At 44.9% G+C, this 17,831-nt stretch carries 20 protein-coding genes; 3 read left to right on the top strand and 17 right to left on the bottom strand.

The window, feature by feature from the left end:
* Nucleotides 1–25 precede the first annotated feature (25 nt).
* The 4 genes from SO058_RS03485 to SO058_RS03470 are packed head-to-tail and all read right to left on the bottom strand — an operon-like array spanning nt 26 to nt 2,592.
* On the bottom strand, nt 26–583 hold the full coding sequence (locus tag SO058_RS03485; RefSeq protein WP_320841611.1) for an ABC transporter ATP-binding protein: 558 nt from the start codon (nt 581–583) through the stop codon (nt 26–28).
* A complete protein-coding gene (locus SO058_RS03480) occupies nt 580–1,350 on the bottom strand; it encodes an ABC transporter permease (protein WP_320841610.1) in 771 nt (256 codons plus the stop codon). Before SO058_RS03480 ends, SO058_RS03485 begins: the two co-directional genes overlap by 4 nt.
* Nucleotides 1,325–2,338: an ABC transporter substrate-binding protein gene (locus SO058_RS03475; protein WP_320841609.1), complete on the bottom strand. Its 1,014-nt coding sequence runs from the start codon at nt 2,336–2,338 to the stop codon at nt 1,325–1,327. The genes SO058_RS03480 and SO058_RS03475 overlap by 26 nt, the downstream gene beginning before the upstream one ends.
* Before the next feature lie 11 nt (nt 2,339–2,349).
* A complete protein-coding gene (locus SO058_RS03470) occupies nt 2,350–2,592 on the bottom strand; it encodes a TM1266 family iron-only hydrogenase system putative regulator (RefSeq protein WP_320841608.1) in 243 nt (80 codons plus the stop codon).
* A 258-nt stretch (nt 2,593–2,850) separates the two neighbouring features.
* Between SO058_RS03470 and SO058_RS03465 the strand changes: the two genes are divergently transcribed.
* Entirely contained in the window at nt 2,851–3,024 is a 174-nt protein-coding gene (locus SO058_RS03465) for a DUF1540 domain-containing protein (RefSeq protein WP_320841607.1), read from the top strand.
* Nucleotides 3,025–3,068: 44 nt separating this feature from the next.
* On the opposite strand, the gene SO058_RS03460 is transcribed toward SO058_RS03465, so the two are convergent.
* The 13 genes from SO058_RS03460 to SO058_RS03400 all read right to left on the bottom strand — a co-directional run bounded on the left by SO058_RS03460 (nt 3,069) and on the right by SO058_RS03400 (nt 16,087).
* A complete protein-coding gene (locus SO058_RS03460; RefSeq protein WP_320841606.1) occupies nt 3,069–3,956 on the bottom strand; it encodes a diacylglycerol/lipid kinase family protein in 888 nt (295 codons plus the stop codon).
* Nucleotides 3,957–3,981: 25 nt separating this feature from the next.
* Complete coding sequence (gene htpG / locus SO058_RS03455) at nt 3,982–5,889, bottom strand: molecular chaperone HtpG (RefSeq protein ID WP_320841605.1); 1,908 nt, start codon at nt 5,887–5,889, stop codon at nt 3,982–3,984.
* A gap of 178 nt (nt 5,890–6,067) precedes the next feature.
* Nucleotides 6,068–7,237 carry an AI-2E family transporter gene (locus SO058_RS03450; protein WP_320841604.1) on the bottom strand — a complete coding sequence of 390 codons (1,170 nt, stop codon included), beginning with the start codon at nt 7,235–7,237 and terminating at the stop codon, nt 6,068–6,070.
* A gap of 249 nt (nt 7,238–7,486) precedes the next feature.
* Nucleotides 7,487–8,791, bottom strand: coding sequence for a glutamine-hydrolyzing GMP synthase (gene guaA / locus SO058_RS03445; protein WP_320841603.1), 1,305 nt, complete (start codon nt 8,789–8,791; stop codon nt 7,487–7,489).
* A 206-nt stretch (nt 8,792–8,997) separates the two neighbouring features.
* Nucleotides 8,998–9,129: a DUF4368 domain-containing protein gene (locus SO058_RS03440; protein ID WP_320841602.1), complete on the bottom strand. Its 132-nt coding sequence runs from the start codon at nt 9,127–9,129 to the stop codon at nt 8,998–9,000.
* A gap of 197 nt (nt 9,130–9,326) precedes the next feature.
* On the bottom strand, nt 9,327–9,677 hold the full coding sequence (locus tag SO058_RS03435) for a DUF5720 family protein (RefSeq protein ID WP_442872233.1): 351 nt from the start codon (nt 9,675–9,677) through the stop codon (nt 9,327–9,329).
* Nucleotides 9,678–10,262: 585 nt separating this feature from the next.
* Nucleotides 10,263–12,518, bottom strand: coding sequence for an AAA family ATPase (locus SO058_RS03430; RefSeq protein ID WP_320841600.1), 2,256 nt, complete (start codon nt 12,516–12,518; stop codon nt 10,263–10,265).
* 58 nt (nt 12,519–12,576) lie between these two features.
* Nucleotides 12,577–13,062, bottom strand: a complete 486-nt coding sequence (locus SO058_RS03425; RefSeq protein ID WP_320841599.1) for a hypothetical protein — start codon at nt 13,060–13,062, stop codon at nt 12,577–12,579.
* A 94-nt stretch (nt 13,063–13,156) separates the two neighbouring features.
* A complete protein-coding gene (locus SO058_RS03420) occupies nt 13,157–13,627 on the bottom strand; it encodes a very short patch repair endonuclease (RefSeq protein WP_320841598.1) in 471 nt (156 codons plus the stop codon).
* Nucleotides 13,627–14,502 (bottom strand): NgoMIV family type II restriction endonuclease, encoded by an 876-nt coding sequence (locus tag SO058_RS03415; protein ID WP_320841597.1) that lies wholly within the window; start codon nt 14,500–14,502, stop codon nt 13,627–13,629. The genes SO058_RS03420 and SO058_RS03415 overlap by 1 nt, the downstream gene beginning before the upstream one ends.
* Nucleotides 14,450–15,436, bottom strand: a complete 987-nt coding sequence (locus SO058_RS03410; RefSeq protein ID WP_320841596.1) for a DNA cytosine methyltransferase — start codon at nt 15,434–15,436, stop codon at nt 14,450–14,452. The genes SO058_RS03415 and SO058_RS03410 overlap by 53 nt, the downstream gene beginning before the upstream one ends.
* A gap of 44 nt (nt 15,437–15,480) precedes the next feature.
* Nucleotides 15,481–15,684: a helix-turn-helix domain-containing protein gene (locus SO058_RS03405; RefSeq protein WP_320841595.1), complete on the bottom strand. Its 204-nt coding sequence runs from the start codon at nt 15,682–15,684 to the stop codon at nt 15,481–15,483.
* A 157-nt stretch (nt 15,685–15,841) separates the two neighbouring features.
* Entirely contained in the window at nt 15,842–16,087 is a 246-nt protein-coding gene (locus SO058_RS03400; protein ID WP_320841594.1) for a DUF6061 family protein, read from the bottom strand.
* Between the two features lie 469 nt (nt 16,088–16,556).
* Here SO058_RS03400 and SO058_RS03395 point away from each other — a divergent pair, with 469 nt between their 5' ends.
* Both SO058_RS03395 and SO058_RS03390 read left to right on the top strand, forming a co-directional pair.
* Nucleotides 16,557–17,396, top strand: coding sequence for a site-specific integrase (locus SO058_RS03395; protein ID WP_320841593.1), 840 nt, complete (start codon nt 16,557–16,559; stop codon nt 17,394–17,396).
* A 15-nt stretch (nt 17,397–17,411) separates the two neighbouring features.
* Entirely contained in the window at nt 17,412–17,600 is a 189-nt protein-coding gene (locus SO058_RS03390) for a tyrosine-type recombinase/integrase (protein ID WP_320841592.1), read from the top strand.
* The last annotated feature ends 231 nt before the right edge of the window (nt 17,601–17,831 follow it).

The raw sequence follows: 17,831 nt of genomic DNA, 5'->3' as shown, positions 1-17,831 counted from the left end.
GACTGATTCTCCTCTCGGCCGTCGTTTATTCCAAAGTAAAAGTTCTCATGCCAGAAAGGAGTTCTTCCGCGCCGTGTGATACCAGAATCCACGTCCGCCTCCGGCGATACACTTCGATGACTGCAATCGCATTTCGAATATTTTCCTGATCGAGACCGGCAAACGGTTCGTCCATCACGAGCAAATCAGACTCTACAAGCAGTGCCCGCGCGATGGCGACTCGTCTCCGCATACCGCCCGACAATGTACGGACGGGCTGTTCCAACGAATCATCCGGCAGTAGCGCACGCAATATCTCTGCGCTGGGCTTACGTCCATACACTAACTCCAGATTTTCCATTGGGCTCCAGTCCTCAATCAGCACGTCTTCTTGAAATACCGGGGCAAAATGTAGCCCCTCAGCGCCCAAAACCATCCCTCTGTCCGGCGTTTCCAGACCCATGACCAAGCGGAGCAGCGTGGTTTTTCCAATGCCTGATGCGCCGCACACTTGCCAGCATTCCCCCTGTTTGATCTCCCAATTGATGTTTTTCAGCACCTGCTTGCCCTGATACGATTTACAAAGATCTACACATCGAATCATATGTTGCGGCCTCCTATTCCCTGCCGCAGTTTGTCCAGCACGCAAATCAACAGTTTTTCCAGCAGCACGCTTATAATGATGATAACAAATGCCCAGGCAAATAAATCGTCTAGATTGAGATAGAGCTTAGACAGGTATAGCTGTTCTCCAATCGAATGCGCAGGAAGGCCGATGATTTCACCTGCGATTCCCGCTTTCAGCGCCATGCCTACCGTTATACGGCAGCCTGACAATAGATAAGGTGCTAGCGCAGGCAAGTAGATTGCCCCAAATTTGCGTCGCGGCGGGATACGAAATAGCCGCGCCATTTCAAGCAGTTTACCATCCACATCGGATAGTCCCTCCAGTACATTGATATACAATACGGGGAAAACGACAAAAAAGGCCGTTAAAATAGAGATCCATTCCGAATGGATCCAAATCAGTGCCACTACAATAAAGCACGCCACCGGAACACTCTTCATCACTTGTACAGCAGGTTCCAGCAGCATCCGAAACCACGAAAAACGATATCCCAGCGCAGCAAGAAAGCATCCCAATAGAAATGCCAACAGATACCCTGCTGCAATTTTTATCAGCGTCCCAGCAACCGAAAACCAGAATGTTCTTGTAAAGCACATAGCAAACAGGCTCTGCACGGTCTGTATAGGGCCTGCAAACATAAATTCCGGTGCAAACAGCGATACGATTTGCCACAGTGCAAGCCAGAAAGCCGTTACTGCCGCATTGCGAACCCACCGTTTATCCAACATAGTAAAACGCGTCATCAGGCATCTCTCCGCCTACCGCTTCGGGCGCGATCTCATACAAATGCTCCAGATACTCCTGCACCCAGGCCTTCATCTTCTCACCGGCGACTGCGATCAGCGGTGTGTGGTATTTGAGTAGGCTGACGCATGCCTCTGCCTTGGAGATGCCGTAAGCCTCAATCAGGTTCGCTCCTTCCTCGGGGTTATCCCGCATATAATCAACCGATGCCTTATGAGCCTCGATAAACTGCTTGACCGCTTCCGGATGTTTTTCCAAAAACGTGCGGCGGACAATGGTCACGCCCGTCGCCGTGCCCGCCTGAATCGACTGGTCGCTATACATCTGCCATTCGTCGCTCATGCTGTAAGATAGCCTCAGGGAGTCGTTTTGCTGAACGGCAACCGTTGCGAATGGCTGCGGCAAAATTGCAACAGCATCCGGATTTTGCGTCAACAACGATACGATCTCGGTTGGCTCCGACTTAAATTCAACGGTGAGATCATTCATCGTCATTTCATTTTGAGAAAGGAGATACCGCAGTGACCATTCGGGCGTGGTGCCTTTACCAGTCATATACAGCACCTTCCCTTTCAATTGGGAAACTGAATAAAAAGAATTTTCCTCATTTGACACGCCATAAAGCACATCGCCGGCGTTGACGTCAATCACCGCGACGCCGCCTTCGGTTTTTTTGTAGAGAGTAGCGGCCAGGTTAGTCGGGACCAGCGCAATATCCACCTCGCCTTTTCCGATCAGCGGAACGATCTCGTCCGCCGCAGTATAGAGCGCAGCATCATATCGCGGAGATTCCGCTTCCTTGTCGTCCTCAAGCATCTTAACAATGCCCATAGCAGTCGGTCCTTTGAGCGCCGCAATGCGCGTAACGACCGCTTCCTGTGCCGTGACGCTTTCCTCTTTCCCGGTCACGAGCTGCGTCGCCGCGCAACCGGACAACGCCGTACACGCAAGAACAACCGCCAGTAAACCTACAACAATTCGTTTCATGAATATTCTCCTTATTTGGCCAGCATTGATTTAACTTGCACATTTTTCAGCCGCCCAAGTTTGCCGGACAAAGCATTGATTGTATCATTTGAACAATCCATAACGATCGTGATAATCGAGCAGCCTTCTTTTTGATGAGGAATACCCATACGTCCAACGATGTGTTCTCCATAAACATGCAACAGCTCGTTTACCTGGTTGCTTGATTCCCGATCCTCTACGATAATGCCTAAAATTGCAATGCGGTTTTCCATTGTCCCGGTCTCCTTTTCATAAAAAAGCGTCCCGTATCTCCGATACAGGACGCAAATTTTCAACATTTCCGTTCTTTCATCGCAGATTTAAATCTTTGATAGCAGATATAGTATTGGTGCGACGCTCGCCCGTTAGCCCGTGCTTTCGGGAAAGGATGTCTTTGGTAAAAGTATAGCGGTTTCGTTTGTTGTTGTCAATGCATAAAACGAACGCCACAGGAAAGACTAATTTCGAAATCAAAAAAGGAGGTCTCTCTCATGGATCGTTCCAACAAAAACACCGCTATCCGCTGCACCGTCGAACAGTGCGCCAACCACTGTGACTGCGCCGAGTACTGCGCGCTGGATTGCATCACCGTGGGTACCCACGAATCGAATCCGACGGTAGATCAGTGCACCGACTGCAAATCTTTCCAGAAGAAGTGCTGCTGACGAACAAGGGCTGCTACTTATCAACAAGTAGCAGCCCTTGCTTTTTATTCGCCTGTGACAAACGTAATCGCCTGACTATAGTTATGGATCTCCGCCTGCCTGTTCGCCCCGCCAAATTCGCCGTCCAGTGTCCACGGCACCTCATTTTCCGCATCGAACGCAATATGCGAAGTATGGAAATACGCAAAGCGTGTCGATTCTTGGTTATGCGTAAGAAGATCGTTTACCAGCCACTGCAATTCCATCGGATTTTCAAAGGGATATACCAGCAAGACCTCATAAAGTCCATCGTCCAGCCGCACTTCTCCGGGCGTAATCGCTTTAAAGCCGCCGACAGAAACCGAATTAGAAACCATGCCATAGATAAAATCATCTTCTTCGGCAAACTCATCGCTTTTGATTTTAATATGGTGCGTCTTGATGTTGGCCAGCGATTTAACACCTTCCATAATATACGCCGCGCGACCAAAAATATTTTTGCTCTGCTGTGGAGTGGCGTAGGATACCTCAGTAAACGCGCCGAACGCAGCGATATAGTTGAAATAACGGTCATTAAATTTGCCGATATCGAGTGCATGCAACACGCCATCCGCCGCGATCTGTGCTGCTTCCACCGGTGCCTTGGGCAAATTGATGCTTGTGGCAAAATCATTGGTCGTTCCCGCCGGGATATAGCCCAATGGCGGCCGCATGTCGCACTGCATCAGACCTGTTACCACCTCATTGAGCGTACCGTCTCCGCCTGCACATACAATGCGGTCAAATTCCTTCGACCGTTCGCTTGCCACCCGCGTAGCGTCCTGCGAACCTTGCGTCACATAAACCGTCACATCATAGCCGGCTTGTTGAAAGATATTAATACATTCAACTGCTTTTGCGGCAATCTCTCCCCGCCCCGCATGTGGATTGATAATCAAAAGCAGCTTTTTCATAAGCGCGGCCCCCTTTTTCGGCTGATCAGCTGATCAAATCGCAGACTGCGTTGGCATACGAAACCGGGTTGTCGATCGGCATGCCTTCAATCAGCAGCGCTTGCGTATACAAAATGTCGGCGTATGTTTTCACCTTGTCCGAATTCGCCTGCTGTAATTCACACAATTTTTTAAATATCGGATGCTCCGCATTCAGTTCGAGAACACGTTCGGCGTGTACGCGCTGGCTGTCGTCCAGCGCCTGTTGGTTAAGCACTTTTTCCATTTCCAGCGTTACTGGGCCCTCGGCGCGCAGACAGCATGGATGGCTCTTGAGCCTTCCGGTCAGCACAACTTTCTTGACCTTATCACCAAGCGCTTCCCCCAATGTGGATAGCAGGCCAGCATTATCTTCACTCAGCTTTTCGATTTCCTGCTTTTCGTCTTCCGTTTCCAGCCCTAAATCCGGATCAGTCACTGATTTAAACTGCTTTTCCTGATAGTTTGCCAGCATTTTAATGCAAAACTCATCAATATCATGATGCAGACACAGCACTTCGTACCCTTTATCACGAAGGGTCTCCATGGTCGGCAACAATTTTATCTTATCAACCGTTTCGCCGCAGGCATAATAAATATACTTTTGCTCCTCTCCCATCCGCGAAACATATTCTGAAAGCGTGACCATTTTGTCCTCAGTCGAGGAATGATATAGCAGAAGATCCTGCAATAGTTCTTTATGCGCGCCATATTCCACATATGCGCCATATTTTAGCTGTCGGCCAAACGCATTCCAAAACTTTTCATAATTTTCGCGCTCATCCTGCTGCATTTTTAAAAGCTCGCTTTTAATCTTCTTTTCAATGCTCTGCGCGATCGCTTTTAAATGCCGGTCGTGCTGGAGCATTTCGCGAGAAATATTAAGCGAAAGATCCGCCGTGTCGACCATGCCCCGTACAAAGCTGAAGTGATCAGGCAGCAGATCCGCACATTTATCCATAATCAAAACGCCGTTTGAATAGAGCTGCAGCCCTTTTTCATAATCTTTCGTGTAATAATCCATTGAAGCATGCGACGGAATAAACAGCATTGCGGTATAAGTGACAGCTCCTTCCGTGCTGGAATGGATATACCGCAGCGGCGGCTCATAATCATAAAATTTTGTGCGGTAGAACGAATGATAATCCTCTTCGGTCAGCTCCTTTTTGGACTTTTTCCAGATCGGCACCATTGAGTTAAGCGTTTCATTTTCCGTGTACTCTTCCCACTCCGGCTGGTAGTCCTCTGCGGCATCCGCCGGCTTCTCTTTCATGCGCGATTTTATCATATCCATTTTGATAGGATAACGAATATAATCTGAATACTTTTTCACGAGCGACTGAATACGATATGCATCCAGAAATTCATCATAATTTTCCTGGTCAGTATTATCCTTAATCGTCAGCGTAATTCGCGTGCCGTTCTCCGCCTTGTCACAAGGTTCGATCGCGTATCCTGCGGCGCCGTCCGACTGCCAGCGGTTTGCTGTCTCTCTTCCCACAGTTCGCGATACGACTTCCACATGGCTTGCCACCATAAATGCCGCGTAGAAGCCTACACCAAACTGTCCGATGATATCAATATCGCTTGTGCCGTCCTGCTCCTGCTTGAATGCCAGCGAGCCGGAATGCGCAATCGTTCCAAGGTTGCTCTCCAGTTCTTCGGCTGTCATGCCGCAGCCGTGATCTTCAATAATAAACTTCCGGTTTTTCTTATCCAGCGTCAATTCGATAGGCAATCCCTCACGCGTGATACCGGTTTTTCCCTCCTGCATAGCGTTGTAATAAAGCTTGTCCGTCGCATCGGAAGCATTTGAAATCAGCTCGCGCAGGAAAATCTCCTTATGCGTATAAATGGAGTTGATCATCAAATCCAGCAAACGCTTGGATTCTGCCTTAAACTGTTTCTTGCCCATAAAATATCCACCTCTGTCATATTCAAATTAGCACTCTTTCAAGCAGAGTGCCAACACTGATATCATAATCCCTGCCACAGGAAAAATCAAGCCTTGTCCAAAAAGTTTAATGTTTATTTAAATTTGGAAAAAGACCCGTGCATTCATCTATTTAAGCACGGGTCCTAAGGTTTAATTCTTATTTAATTTTATCTGCATCGATAGCGCGTTCTTTTACGCGGGCGCGCACGGTCTCACGAAGTAATGTATAAAGAACAGAAAAAACCGGAATAGCAAACAGCATGCCGATAATACCTGCAACACTTGCGCCCAATGTGACCGCCGACAAAACCCAAATAGACGGTAAGCCGACCGAACTGCCCACCACACGGGGATAGATAAAATTCCCCTCTACTTGCTGCAGCACCAGAAACAGCACAAGGAACCATAACGCTTTCATAGGGCTCAGAATGAAAATAAGCATAGCGCCTACTACACAACCAATAAACGCGCCAAAAATCGGAATGAGTGCGGTCACGCCAATCACAACGGCGATCATCAGCGCATACGGTATTTTAAAAATGGACATTGCAACAAAAAACATCATGCCTAAAATAAACGCTTCCAGACATTGGCCGGACAAAAAGCTATTAAACGATGACGAAGTTAATCCGCAGATCTCCAAAAAGCGATCAACGCGCCGTTCCGGGAAGAACGAATAAAACAACCGGCGGAATTGACGGCCAAGCGTTTCTTTCTGCATCAAAATATAAATAGCAAAAACCAAGCCGATCAGTGCATTGGTGACACCATTGAGCACCGAGGTCGCAAAGTTGAACGTATCACTCAGAAAACTTCCATTTTGTAAAAACTGGACGACCATTGCACCTACTTCTTTCCAATCGATCTCCAGCCAGCTTTCCTTTAGAGATAGGATCTCTTTTTCAAACGCCGGCACAGCCGTGCTGATCTGGTCAAGCCATTCTGGAACCCGGGCGCGAGCTGCCGCAAGTTCGGTACCGATTGCCGTAATCGAATTATATAATTCAGGCAAAACCATGAACAACACAATTACAACGACGCCAAACACAACGATCAACGTCAAAATAATGCTGCATACCCGCTTCATTTTAAGCAGTTTTTTATTTTTCGTCGCTTTGGTACCTGTGAAAAGGTTTTTTTCAAAAAACCGCATAGGTACATTTAAAATAAAAGCCAGGCAACCGCCAATCAAAAAGGGCGCAAGCAAGCCGAGCACGTACCGCAGTGCTTCTCCCACGAGCTTGGTGTTCTGCAGTCCGACAAACAGTAATACAGTAAACAGAATCAGCCCCATGGCCTTTTTCATATTATCACGATTCAAATTCAATGAAATATATCCTCTTTCTCCGGTATTTGGATAGTATTATCAAAACACTTCTCCGTGTTAAAGTCAAGGATTTATCCGTATTTTTCACAAATTTATAAAGGTTTTTATTCCTTACCCGCGCTATAGATCAATTTTATCCCTAAACATATTACGTTAACCGTTTTTTCTTCATCTTCACTTGACCAAATGTTTTGCAAGCATAAAACTGCCGCTCCAAAAGAGCGGCAGTTTTGTTATTTCATTCCAGCTTTATTCCCATTCAATCGTACCACTCGGCTTTGGCGTCAAATCGTAAAGCACACGATTTACCCCAGCCACTTCAGCTGTGATACGCATAGTGATCTTTTGAAGCAATGCAAATGGAATATCCTCAACGGTCGCCGTCATTGCATCAACTGTATTGACCGCTCGAAGAATAACAGGCCAGTCAAACGTACGTTTACCATCGCGCACACCAACGGACTTAAAGTCCGGTACCACGGTAAAATACTGCCAAACCTTTCCTTCAAGTCCTGCGTTCGCAAATTCCTCACGCAAGATAGCATCAGACTCCCGAACAGCCTCCAAACGGTCGCGTGTAATTGCGCCAAGGCAGCGCACGCCTAACCCAGGACCCGGGAACGGCTGCCGATAAACCATATTATCCGGCAGCCCCAGCTCCTTTCCGCAGGCGCGTACTTCATCTTTAAATAACATTTTAAGAGGTTCCACCAATTCGAAATCCAGATCTTCCGGCAGGCCGCCAACATTATGGTGGCTCTTGACGGCTTTCACGGTTTTGGTGCCTGACTCAATAATGTCTGGATAAATAGTGCCCTGTCCCAAAAACTCGATACCATCCAATTTCCGCGCTTCTTCTTCAAAAACACGGATGAATTCCGCGCCAATGATTTTACGTTTCTGCTCCGGATCATCCACTCCTGCCAGCTTATCCAAAAAACGGTCTACCGCGTCTACGTAGACCAAATTAGCATCCATCTGATTGCGAAAAACCTCAATAACCTGCTCCGGCTCTCCTTTGCGCAGCAGGCCGTGGTTAACATGTACACAGGTCAGCTGCTTGCCGATTGCCTTAATCAGCAATGCGGCGACGACTGAGGAATCCACACCGCCAGATAAAGCCAGCAGAACCTTGCGGCCACCCACCTGCCGCCGAATGAGCTCTACCTGGTCGGCAATGAAATTTTCCATATTCCAGTTCGGCAGTGCCTTGCAAACGCCAAACACGAAATCTTTGAGTGTATTAAGGCAGTCTTCATAATTCTCGGGCCATGCCGCCAGTGCTTCGCCCTTGGCAGTAGGATGATCTACCGCCAGCGTCGGTACACCAGATTCATAGACTGCAGGGACGACATCAACAGTTATACCGTCTACTACACGGTTTGGTCCGCCGTTTAAAATGATACCTTTTACGTTTGGTAGAGCCCGCAGCTCTTCGGGCGTAATGTCATGTGGGTGTATCTCACTGTATACACCTAATTCGCGAATTGCACGTGCAATCGTTGTGTTTTCTGTGGAACCAAGATCCAGCACCACAATCATATCCTGCTTCATCGGTTTGTAACTCCTCTCTTTTTTACATGTGGTCAAATGTCTCTGTCAAACCTTTGTGATGTTATTATATCATATTTTCCCGAACGGCGCATCAGACTTTTCCGGACTCGCAAAAGCATAAAAAGCAACCCGAGAAACCGAACAAATGTGAGGGTTTCGTAAGGATGGTTTTTTAAGTAAGGATTTGCGGTATGGCATTTTTGGTGCTATACCGCTTTTCCTTTCCATAAAGTGACCTTTGAATGGTCGAATGTTCCGATGTGATTGTAGATAATCTCGATTTCCTGTAAACGCCGCCCGCTGCTTTTGTCTGGGGCATGAACAATTATCCTATCCACAAATCACGGGTTTTCTCTATGCGGAAAACTGCCATAATCGGACACCTCCTTTCCGTTTTCTAAAAAGGTCGTTTTTCTTGTGATTTTTCCTCTGTGCTGTTTCCGTCAGGGTACAGGGATAAATCCTCCTGCCTGTTGTCGGAGAGAGGCATACAGAGAGGAAAAGGGATGATTTTCGCCCCAAAAGAGGGTGCTTTTCAGAGGTCACGGTCTTTTGCGTCATAGTGGAGGTTTCCCGCTATCACTTTGGCGTGGTTTCTGATCTTGATAAATCCCTTGTCCTGGTTCTCCCTGGCTTTCTGGTATCCCTGCTCGGTGAGGAACAGACGCATACGCTCACCTTTATATCCCATAGGGGACTCATGGGAGAGAACATCTAAGACGATCATGTGGCGGGTATCAGGGGCAAAACGCTCCAGAGCCATAATGTCATGGCCGGCCAGTTTCTTCGCCCCGGACTTCTGCCTTGCCTCCGCAAGCATTTCCCCGATGGTTCGGGCTTTCCCCGGCAAGTGGTAATTCTTCTGAACATCATTTACCAGAGCCATGCACTCCTTGTCGGAGAGGGGGCGGATTTTTGCCATAAGGCTTTCCGCCATGGCTTTGGTATCTTCATCCCGTGAATAGCGGCAGGTCATGTAAAGTTCGTTCAGGACACCCGCCTGGCTTGTGCTTTCAAGCTGGTAGGCCATCCTCATTTCAGGTTCCGTCAGTTTCATGGTTGGCTCCTTTCTGTAAATGGGCATGAAAAAAGCCATAGGCGAAAATACCTATGGCGGTCTGCCCGATGGAGGCATACAGAGGCAATAGAAAAGGGATACTGCTGTCAAAACAATATCCCTTAATCTGTCTGATATTCAGTTTTAAGCCAAAGCCCTGTCTGTTGCTGTCCGCAATGCCTTGATTTTACTGGTTTTTTACTACCATCCTTATCAAAGCCTTGCTAAAGTAAGGTTTCCCCGGTTTGAAATATTCTACGATAATTGCAGTTATTCCCACTCGCTCCTGTTAGAATTTTTCTAAACGGATTTGCTTATGAGATTTAGCTCAGAATATTGGTATCCTTTTCATTATTCAGATAGTAGGGGCTATCTGATTTTTTGTTGCCATGGTGTTGCCAAAGAAAAGGCAAATCAAAGTCCTTCAACCTTTATGAAGAGTTCCTTTAATGCCCAATCAGAAATATCTATTAGTGGCTCAAACATAAAAGAATTTAAGTGTATGCTTTCAGGCGTGATAAGATTTACTTCCTCGATTATAGCTTTTTGCTCTGATGTTAAGAACGGCTCTGCTTGTTTGTACCATTCTCTTGTTTGATTACTACTTGCATCTATGCAGATTTGCCCATTTGCTGTAATTATATTCTGCATAAATTTTTCTGTTAAAAGCCGAGTTGCAATCGCAATAACCAATTTATTATCCAAAAGCACTTCGTCAGTATTATCCGCAACACAAAGGTTTGCGATTCTAATAATTGCTGAATAGTAATTCTCATCAACACCAGAAAAGGAAACTCCATTAAGAAAAGGACTGACTAGATTCCACAAATCCGAGACCCTCGTAGATTGCGTATCAAGTGGTTCGGTTTTTAAATGTAGGAAACAGGTTAATTTCGCATATCTACTGGTAGGTCCAGTGTCCATTTCACTATATTCGCACAAGTTTCTGTAGAATGGAATACTTGATATTAAAAGTTTCTTCTTTTCATCGTTAGTAATGTTTCCATCTTTGATGCCAGAAATCACAACATTCTTAAAAAAGTCCTTTTGATACTTGAATTCTGTAACTGAAGTAACACCTTCTTCATCACGCTGTGCAATAAAACAATTCGAGCGATTTACACCCAATCTTAGTTTTACTGTCCTATAAAAGTCAAAATTATGTGTGAGAATAAGCAAATCAATACCAGAGGTGTTACCGAGGTCGTTAAGATACTCAATAATGGCATACTTGTTCTTATAATCAAACGAATCTGCTATATCATCTGCAATTATTAAGAACTGTCCGCTACCAGCACTCGCTTGTTGCCTAATTCTTTCAAGATCAAACAAAATATACAGCAGATAAAGCGCTCTTTTTTCGCCAGTACTCAATGATCCCATTAAATCATCTTTTTTTAGCGTAGCACTCTGTTGTGCAGTAACCCCTCGAGTATATTTGAATGACAGATTTGGCGCTTCATCTTTTAGCAAGAAGTTAGCTTTGTTTTCAATCTGAACCTCAAATGGAACACGAAATCGTCTATTAAACTCATTAACTACCGCTTGCCATCTTGCCGATTGTGCAGCAGCCTGTTCATACAACGCCCGAATTTGAATTGTATATTGCGAAATTCTACCATAGTAATCAGCAAAGGGATTGTCAAGTTTTGAAAAGCAATCAAGCCATGTTTGAATCTTTAAGGCATTAATGTCTCTCAACGCAGGAATTATTTCGCGATGGGAGATAATAATATCACGGAGTCGCGAAACATTTTCATTAGCAGTAAGTAGTTTTTTTAGTTTTTGAAAAACTGTACTTAGTTGAGGTGTTGTATAAATACGCTCTAATTGCTTATCTACTGCAGCTTTCCACTCATCAAGTGAATGAATAACTGTAATTCCGTCTTTTAAGTGAATAGTGTGTTGTGCATTAAAGAGATTATGTTTTGCCAATTCTTTGCCGAGAGTTTCTGCATTTCTATCGGTAAACCCGTCGCTCAATATAGGGTTATTTTCCAAAAGAGTGTTAAGATTCTCAATATATTCCTCAATCGAACTAACAAATTCTCGTTTACTATATACCGCCAACACTTTATCGTTAAACAACTCTGAATAAGTACAATCATTCAAATAATCGAGTACCTGTCGATTTTCAATGAGTTCATGTATTTTTTCAAAAATATCCGTCCAATCGGAAGTGTTGTCCAGCCCTAAATCCGCAATTATTTTTCCTTTAATTTGAGGCTTAGTTAAACCAGTCAGAGTCCTCAGTTTATCCTCAATTTGCCGAATTTCGCCGCTAAACTGAGCCATAAGAACATTATATTCATTTCTTGTAGTTTCATCTGCCAATAAAGTACTTACAGTTTCTTTAGTAAATTCAAATGAATCAGTAAATGTATTGACAACATATATTCTATCCGTTGGCGTTAGAGTTGTCGCGGCATTGGCTGAACTAAAAACATACTGACTTGTATAATGTGTTAGCGAGTAACTACTAACTGCATCTCGAAAAATACGGTCACTTGTTTCCGCTCCTTTTGAAATGTCATCAAACACCTTTGCTAACGAACTTTTCATTACTCCGTTAGGCGCATATATCATAGCTTTGTTACAGCGAGAAAAATTGATATTAGGTAGATTAAACAGTTTTAACCCATAACAGTTTTCAAAATGTCCACTAAGCATTGCGTCTCACTCCCCCCATAAACTCTTTTGCTAAACACAAAATGTAGGAAAAAGGTGACTAATTTTTCTTATAAATCATTTTCCCATCGTCAATTAAAGAATTAGTAATCAGTAAGTTATATGCTCCAATCCTTGAATGCCAATGTTTATGTTTAAAAAACGACTCCCAGTCGAGTTCTAAAATAAACTCTGGCTGATAATTCTCGTTCAGCTTGATTATAACTACATACTCAAATAAAGGCTTAATGGAATTAATATCAGTATCTTTAGGTATTCCATAAAAAGCGCCTGTTGTATTGGTGGTGGTGCACTTGATTGAATATCTTTCACCATTTATGCTAATAGCATCTATATTTTTAGTAGACGGTGGCGCAAATTGTAATTTGGGTAATCCTTTTGTTTTGCTGTAGTAGTCAACTACGATGTACTCGCCTAGATCTCCAGTAACATTCTTAGAGCGAATCAACTGATCTTGGCGCATTTTAGATAGCAATTCACCATAAATTTGTATTAATTCCATTCCAGAATATTGCGAAAAATCCATAATATTAAATCCTTTTATTTAATTGCAAAACTATTATAACTTCCAAATTCAAGCATACGCCAAGCCGTTGTAATTGCCAAATTTTCAGACCCAATCATATACTTGCACACCAATTAAAAACAGCGAATCCATAATTTGAATTCTTTTTATTTTGATTAATACATTGTACCAATTCTTGGATTATAGTGTTAATCTCTCTTTGAATCTGACATTCCCATAACACGACAACTGTCCATCCAAGAGCTTCAAGTTTTTGAATATGCTCCTGATCTCGCTGCTTTGTCCGCTCTATCTTAGGACCCCAATATGCTTGGTTTGACTGGCTCGTATGGGCATACCGACTTCCACAATCATGCCCGTGCCAGTAGCACCCGTGAATAAAAATGGCTATTTTCTTCTTAGTAAAGACAATATCGGGCTTGCCCGGCAATGCCTTATAATTGACCCGGTACCGGTATCCCATCGCAAAGAGGCGTCGGCGTACCATCATCTCTATGCTAGTATCCTTGCTCTTGATGTGGGACATGATTTTACTTCTCCGGTCAGAAGAAATCGTATCGGCCATTATACAGTCAAATCCAGCGGCAAATCAGAAATATCCTTTAAACGCTTGCCCTGAACAAGCGTTTCCAAAGTTTCAACTGCATCTTCAGAGCCCACTTCCTTGACCGCACGAATCAGTTCATAAAGGGCAAAGTGGTACACACAATCAATATCACCTGTTCCCAAGGCGAGAGAGGCAAGCCGGTTCGGCATGGGTTCCGCCGTAACTACAACGATATGAGGCAGATGTCCCTTCCTGTTCCGAATCAAATTCAGCGCCTCGGTCCGGCTATTCTGGGCCCGATCACTTCTCATTGTAAATTTAGCTGATACACTTGCATGCAGTATAGGTTTACCGCCGTTGACTTTCCGAATATCTGCCATTTTACTTACATCTGTGTCAACGATACGCTGAGCAGCGTTGATTTCATCATCTTCATATAGGTCACGATAAACTACTACATCTGGTGCCACTAAATAATCGTTTCCCAGAGCCGCTGCTAGCTGAGCGTTCTGTGTAGTAAGTGCATTTAAGTATGCAAGATGTTCATACTGAGCAAAATCACTTGTCTTCAGTTTATTGTTATTTCCAAGCTGAAGAATTGTCCAGCGCCCTGGCCGTAAATTCTGAAGCTGCGGGAAAGTTTCACGCAAAAAATCCATTGTAAGGATTTCGAATTGTTTACCAAGTGTTTGCCCGGAAATCTTATCTACTGTATTTACAGTATGATGATGTTCATCAACTAAAATATCAATAATTTTCCTGGAGATTGCTTTTGAACCCCGACTACTAGTATCTGCATTCGATGCTACACCAGCCGAAGTCAATGTAAGGGTGTTCGTCTCAAATAACCGCTCGTGAAAGTGAAATCTCGCATTCGCTATTAATGTATCCATGTTCAAGACACTCCTTTATCTCTTCACCAACCGCTTGCGCTACCGGAGGAGGAAATGCATTTCCAATCATCCGGCACGCCACAGTTTTTCTTTTTCCGAATGTCCATGTGTCCGGGAATCCTTGAATTCGTGCCATCATGTGGCTTGTAAGCCGGGGCATCCCCTCAAAATCTGGTGCTGGCGCTTCATTCGCAATCCCTTTCCCATCAACACCAAGTTCTGCCCAAGCATTGCGCGCTCTTGTCGGACCCAAATCCGGCCCACCGTGCTTTTTAGAGCCACCTACCAATGTAGGAGCAATTTTATTAGCTTTAGCTGCCCAGTCTTTTGCACCCGGCCAACCATTTTCAGCCATTAAATCATACAATGTTTTTCCCACGGTAGGGGCACTGCAGGGATCTTCATCTGGGTAGGAAAATACTCCTGTCTGATCGCTGCGTATACCGACAATAACAACCCTCGGACGAAGTTGTGGAACGCCAAAATTTGATGCGTTCAGCAACTTAATTTGTGTCTTATATCCCAATTCCTGAATAGATTCTAAGATATGTGTGCGGTATTCATTAAAACTTGAATCTAAGAATCCTCTAACATTTTCTAACATGACCGCACGGGGCTGAATTTCCTTGATAAGACGGATTGCTTCCGGGAACAGGTCGCGCTCATCATCTTTTCCTAGCTGCTTACCTGCTACTGAAAAAGGAGGACACGGCACTCCACCCGCAAACAGATCTACCCCCCTATAAGGGCGTCCATCAAAATCGTGCACATCCGCACATATAACATTCCACTCAGGCCGGTTATCTTTTAAGACTTTACAATAATCAGCTTCATATTCCACTAATGCTACATGAACAAAACCCGCCATAGCAAGACCAAGAGCCTGCCCTCCAGCTCCTGCACATATTTCAACACAAGTCAACGGACGCTGCATATAATTTCTCCTCACCGTTCTTTTGCAAATTGCCTGCACAGCCATCACCCGTCTATAAACTCTACAATCTCACCTATATCACATGATAAGGTTTGGCAAATCCGATGTAGACTTTCCATTGAGACATATTCATTCTTTCCCATTTTGGCTAGTACATTGAAACTGATTCCTGCAGCGTCTTTTAGCTCTGTTCGCTTCATTTTTTTATCAATCAGCATCTTCCATAGCTTGTCGTAACTGACTGGCATAATCAATTCCCCATTCATTGTCGAATTCCTTTATATTATACCATATCACGCACATGATAGCAAGATAATCTCACGAAAAAGTGAGTGCACGGAATTTAGCTATGACTCAACCCTATCTTTCAAAGCATCCTTAAACGCAGCTCCGATTTTATACCTGTCAATCCAACAATCTTTTCTCTGTCACGGCACTCAGGTATAGTTCCGGCTCACCGTTCAAAATTAGCTCGGCATAGGCCAGCGGATCGGTATAGATCAGCCAGTCCAGCTCCGACCGCTGGTACATGCTGTTTGCCACCTCGTTCTCTACGGCAGTGCAGTCAATGGAGAGCAGCATCCCGTCCTCCAGAGACAGCTCCACGCAGGCGGTGTCTAGGTTGAACTCACAGGACAAAATCTTTCTCATAGTCGTTACTCCTAATGCTTAATTTTCGATTGATTTTCCGCAGCAGCACAAGGTCCGTTTCGTTAATTTTAGAATCTGGCAAGCAATGCGTGTGGCTATCCACACACAAATCCGGCAAGCAATGCGAGTGTTAATACACACTCACATTTCCTGCCGTCTGCTTGTTGAGGGCAGTGTCCCCCAAGCCCCTTTTGAACACAGAATTTCATTCTGTGGCTGCGCGTTCTGCGAACGCTTTGAAAGGGTACGCCAAAGCGCCGTCCCCTTTAAGATGCCGTGGAACAAATCGTTCCACCCTTACGCCTGATGGCTACCGTGAAACACAGTAGTCATCGCTAGATGCGTGGGCAAAATGTTTTCCCATCCTTCGCTTTTACTTCGCGTCCTATACCCCGGTCTCAAGTCATGAGGGCTACTCCTTAATATTTACATAGTACGCCCTAAAATAGGGCTCACCTGAAAAGATGGGGTGGCAAAACACCACCTCATATTTTCTTTCCGCAACGGTGGCGACGGTCGCAACGGTGCAGGGAGTACCCCTCAAAACACCGTCGCGACCGTTGCAAGCGTCGCGCTTTACTTCATTACTTCAAAATTCCTCAGCAAGTCCACCATGAGCTGCAATATGACCTTTCAGGCGCTAACGGAATTGTATTTTGAGGATATGTCCACACGGCTCAAGGCTACCACTATATCAAACAAGCGGTATCTGTTTGATACCAAGCTGTTGCCCTATTTCAGGAAGCTACCTATCGACAAGATCACGCCTGCACATATCCGAAAATGGCAGAATGATTTAATCGGCCACGAAAAGGACTACGCTCCTACCTACTTGAAAACCACCAATAATCAGTTGTCAGCTGTTTTTAATTATGCAGTTAAGTATTACAATCTCTCGTCTAACCCGTGCCGCATTGCCGGGAGTATGGGCAAAAAGGACGCCGACGAGATGCAGATATGGACGGTCGATCAGTTCAAACAGGCTATGAAACATTGCAAGCGTGACAACGACCGTCTAGCCTTTGAAATCATGTTCTATGGCGGCCTGCGGATTGGGGAAACTCTGGCTCTCACTCCTGCTGATATTGATGAATCCAAGGTCATCAGCATCACTAAGAGCTATACACGACTGCATGGTGAAGATGTCATCTCGACGCCTAAAACGCCTAAGAGCATACGAGACGTGACGATTCCCACATTCCTTTACGAGCACATCCAGTCATACATAGCCTCTCTATACGGTGTAACGCCCGATACACGGCTTTTTACCTGGGGCAAGGGAACTTTAAACCGTGCGCTGAAAACCTGAGCTGTGGACGCTGGATTGCCTCTGATAAGGGTGCACGACCTCAGACATTCCCACGCCTCGTTATTGGTGGAAATGGGCTACAGCATTTTGCTAATCTCCCAGCGGTTGGGTCATGAAAAGGTGGACACCACCATGAACACCTACGCCCATCTCTATCCAGACAAGCAGGAGAAACTAGCCGATGATTTGCAGCAATTTGAGTAATCGTGTATCAAAAGTGTATCACTACCGAAAAAGATAACCCGGAAAGCCTGATAAATCAAGGCTTTCCGGGCTTTGTTATATCATTCCCACTCGCAAAATGAAACTTAATTCTAAACGCTTTTGTTTGGGGGATTTGATACCATTTGATTTTTCCTGATACCTATTATCCTTATCCTATGGGCTTGCCGAACTTTTGCTATCATTTGGCTATCAAGGAAATGGCTATCAACG

The sequence above is a fragment of the Agathobaculum sp. genome (assembly GCF_034098985.1).
In the GTDB taxonomy this organism is placed as follows: domain Bacteria; phylum Bacillota; class Clostridia; order Oscillospirales; family Butyricicoccaceae; genus Agathobaculum.
The sequence above is the reverse complement of the archived record's forward strand: the minus strand, read 5'-3'. Positions and strand labels throughout refer to the sequence as shown.

Bases quoted from the DNA above. Each gene is read 5' to 3' on its own strand.
- SO058_RS03485 (WP_320841611.1), bottom strand. From the start codon at position 583: ATGATTCGATGTGTAGATCTTTGTAAATCGTATCAGGGCAAGCAGGTG.
- SO058_RS03480 (WP_320841610.1), bottom strand. From the start codon at position 1,350: ATGACGCGTTTTACTATGTTGGATAAACGGTGGGTTCGCAATGCGGCA.
- SO058_RS03475 (WP_320841609.1), bottom strand. From the start codon at position 2,338: ATGAAACGAATTGTTGTAGGTTTACTGGCGGTTGTTCTTGCGTGTACG.
- SO058_RS03470 (WP_320841608.1), bottom strand. From the start codon at position 2,592: ATGGAAAACCGCATTGCAATTTTAGGCATTATCGTAGAGGATCGGGAA.
- SO058_RS03465 (WP_320841607.1), top strand. From the start codon at position 2,851: ATGGATCGTTCCAACAAAAACACCGCTATCCGCTGCACCGTCGAACAG.
- SO058_RS03460 (WP_320841606.1), bottom strand. From the start codon at position 3,956: ATGAAAAAGCTGCTTTTGATTATCAATCCACATGCGGGGCGGGGAGAG.
- htpG (WP_320841605.1), bottom strand. From the start codon at position 5,889: ATGGGCAAGAAACAGTTTAAGGCAGAATCCAAGCGTTTGCTGGATTTG.
- guaA (WP_320841603.1), bottom strand. From the start codon at position 8,791: ATGAAGCAGGATATGATTGTGGTGCTGGATCTTGGTTCCACAGAAAAC.
- SO058_RS03435 (WP_442872233.1), bottom strand. From the start codon at position 9,677: ATGGCTCTGGTAAATGATGTTCAGAAGAATTACCACTTGCCGGGGAAA.
- SO058_RS03430 (WP_320841600.1), bottom strand. From the start codon at position 12,518: ATGCTTAGTGGACATTTTGAAAACTGTTATGGGTTAAAACTGTTTAAT.
- SO058_RS03425 (WP_320841599.1), bottom strand. From the start codon at position 13,062: ATGGATTTTTCGCAATATTCTGGAATGGAATTAATACAAATTTATGGT.
- SO058_RS03420 (WP_320841598.1), bottom strand. From the start codon at position 13,627: ATGGCCGATACGATTTCTTCTGACCGGAGAAGTAAAATCATGTCCCAC.
- SO058_RS03415 (WP_320841597.1), bottom strand. From the start codon at position 14,502: ATGGATACATTAATAGCGAATGCGAGATTTCACTTTCACGAGCGGTTA.
- SO058_RS03410 (WP_320841596.1), bottom strand. From the start codon at position 15,436: ATGCAGCGTCCGTTGACTTGTGTTGAAATATGTGCAGGAGCTGGAGGG.
- SO058_RS03405 (WP_320841595.1), bottom strand. From the start codon at position 15,684: ATGCCAGTCAGTTACGACAAGCTATGGAAGATGCTGATTGATAAAAAA.
- SO058_RS03400 (WP_320841594.1), bottom strand. From the start codon at position 16,087: ATGAGAAAGATTTTGTCCTGTGAGTTCAACCTAGACACCGCCTGCGTG.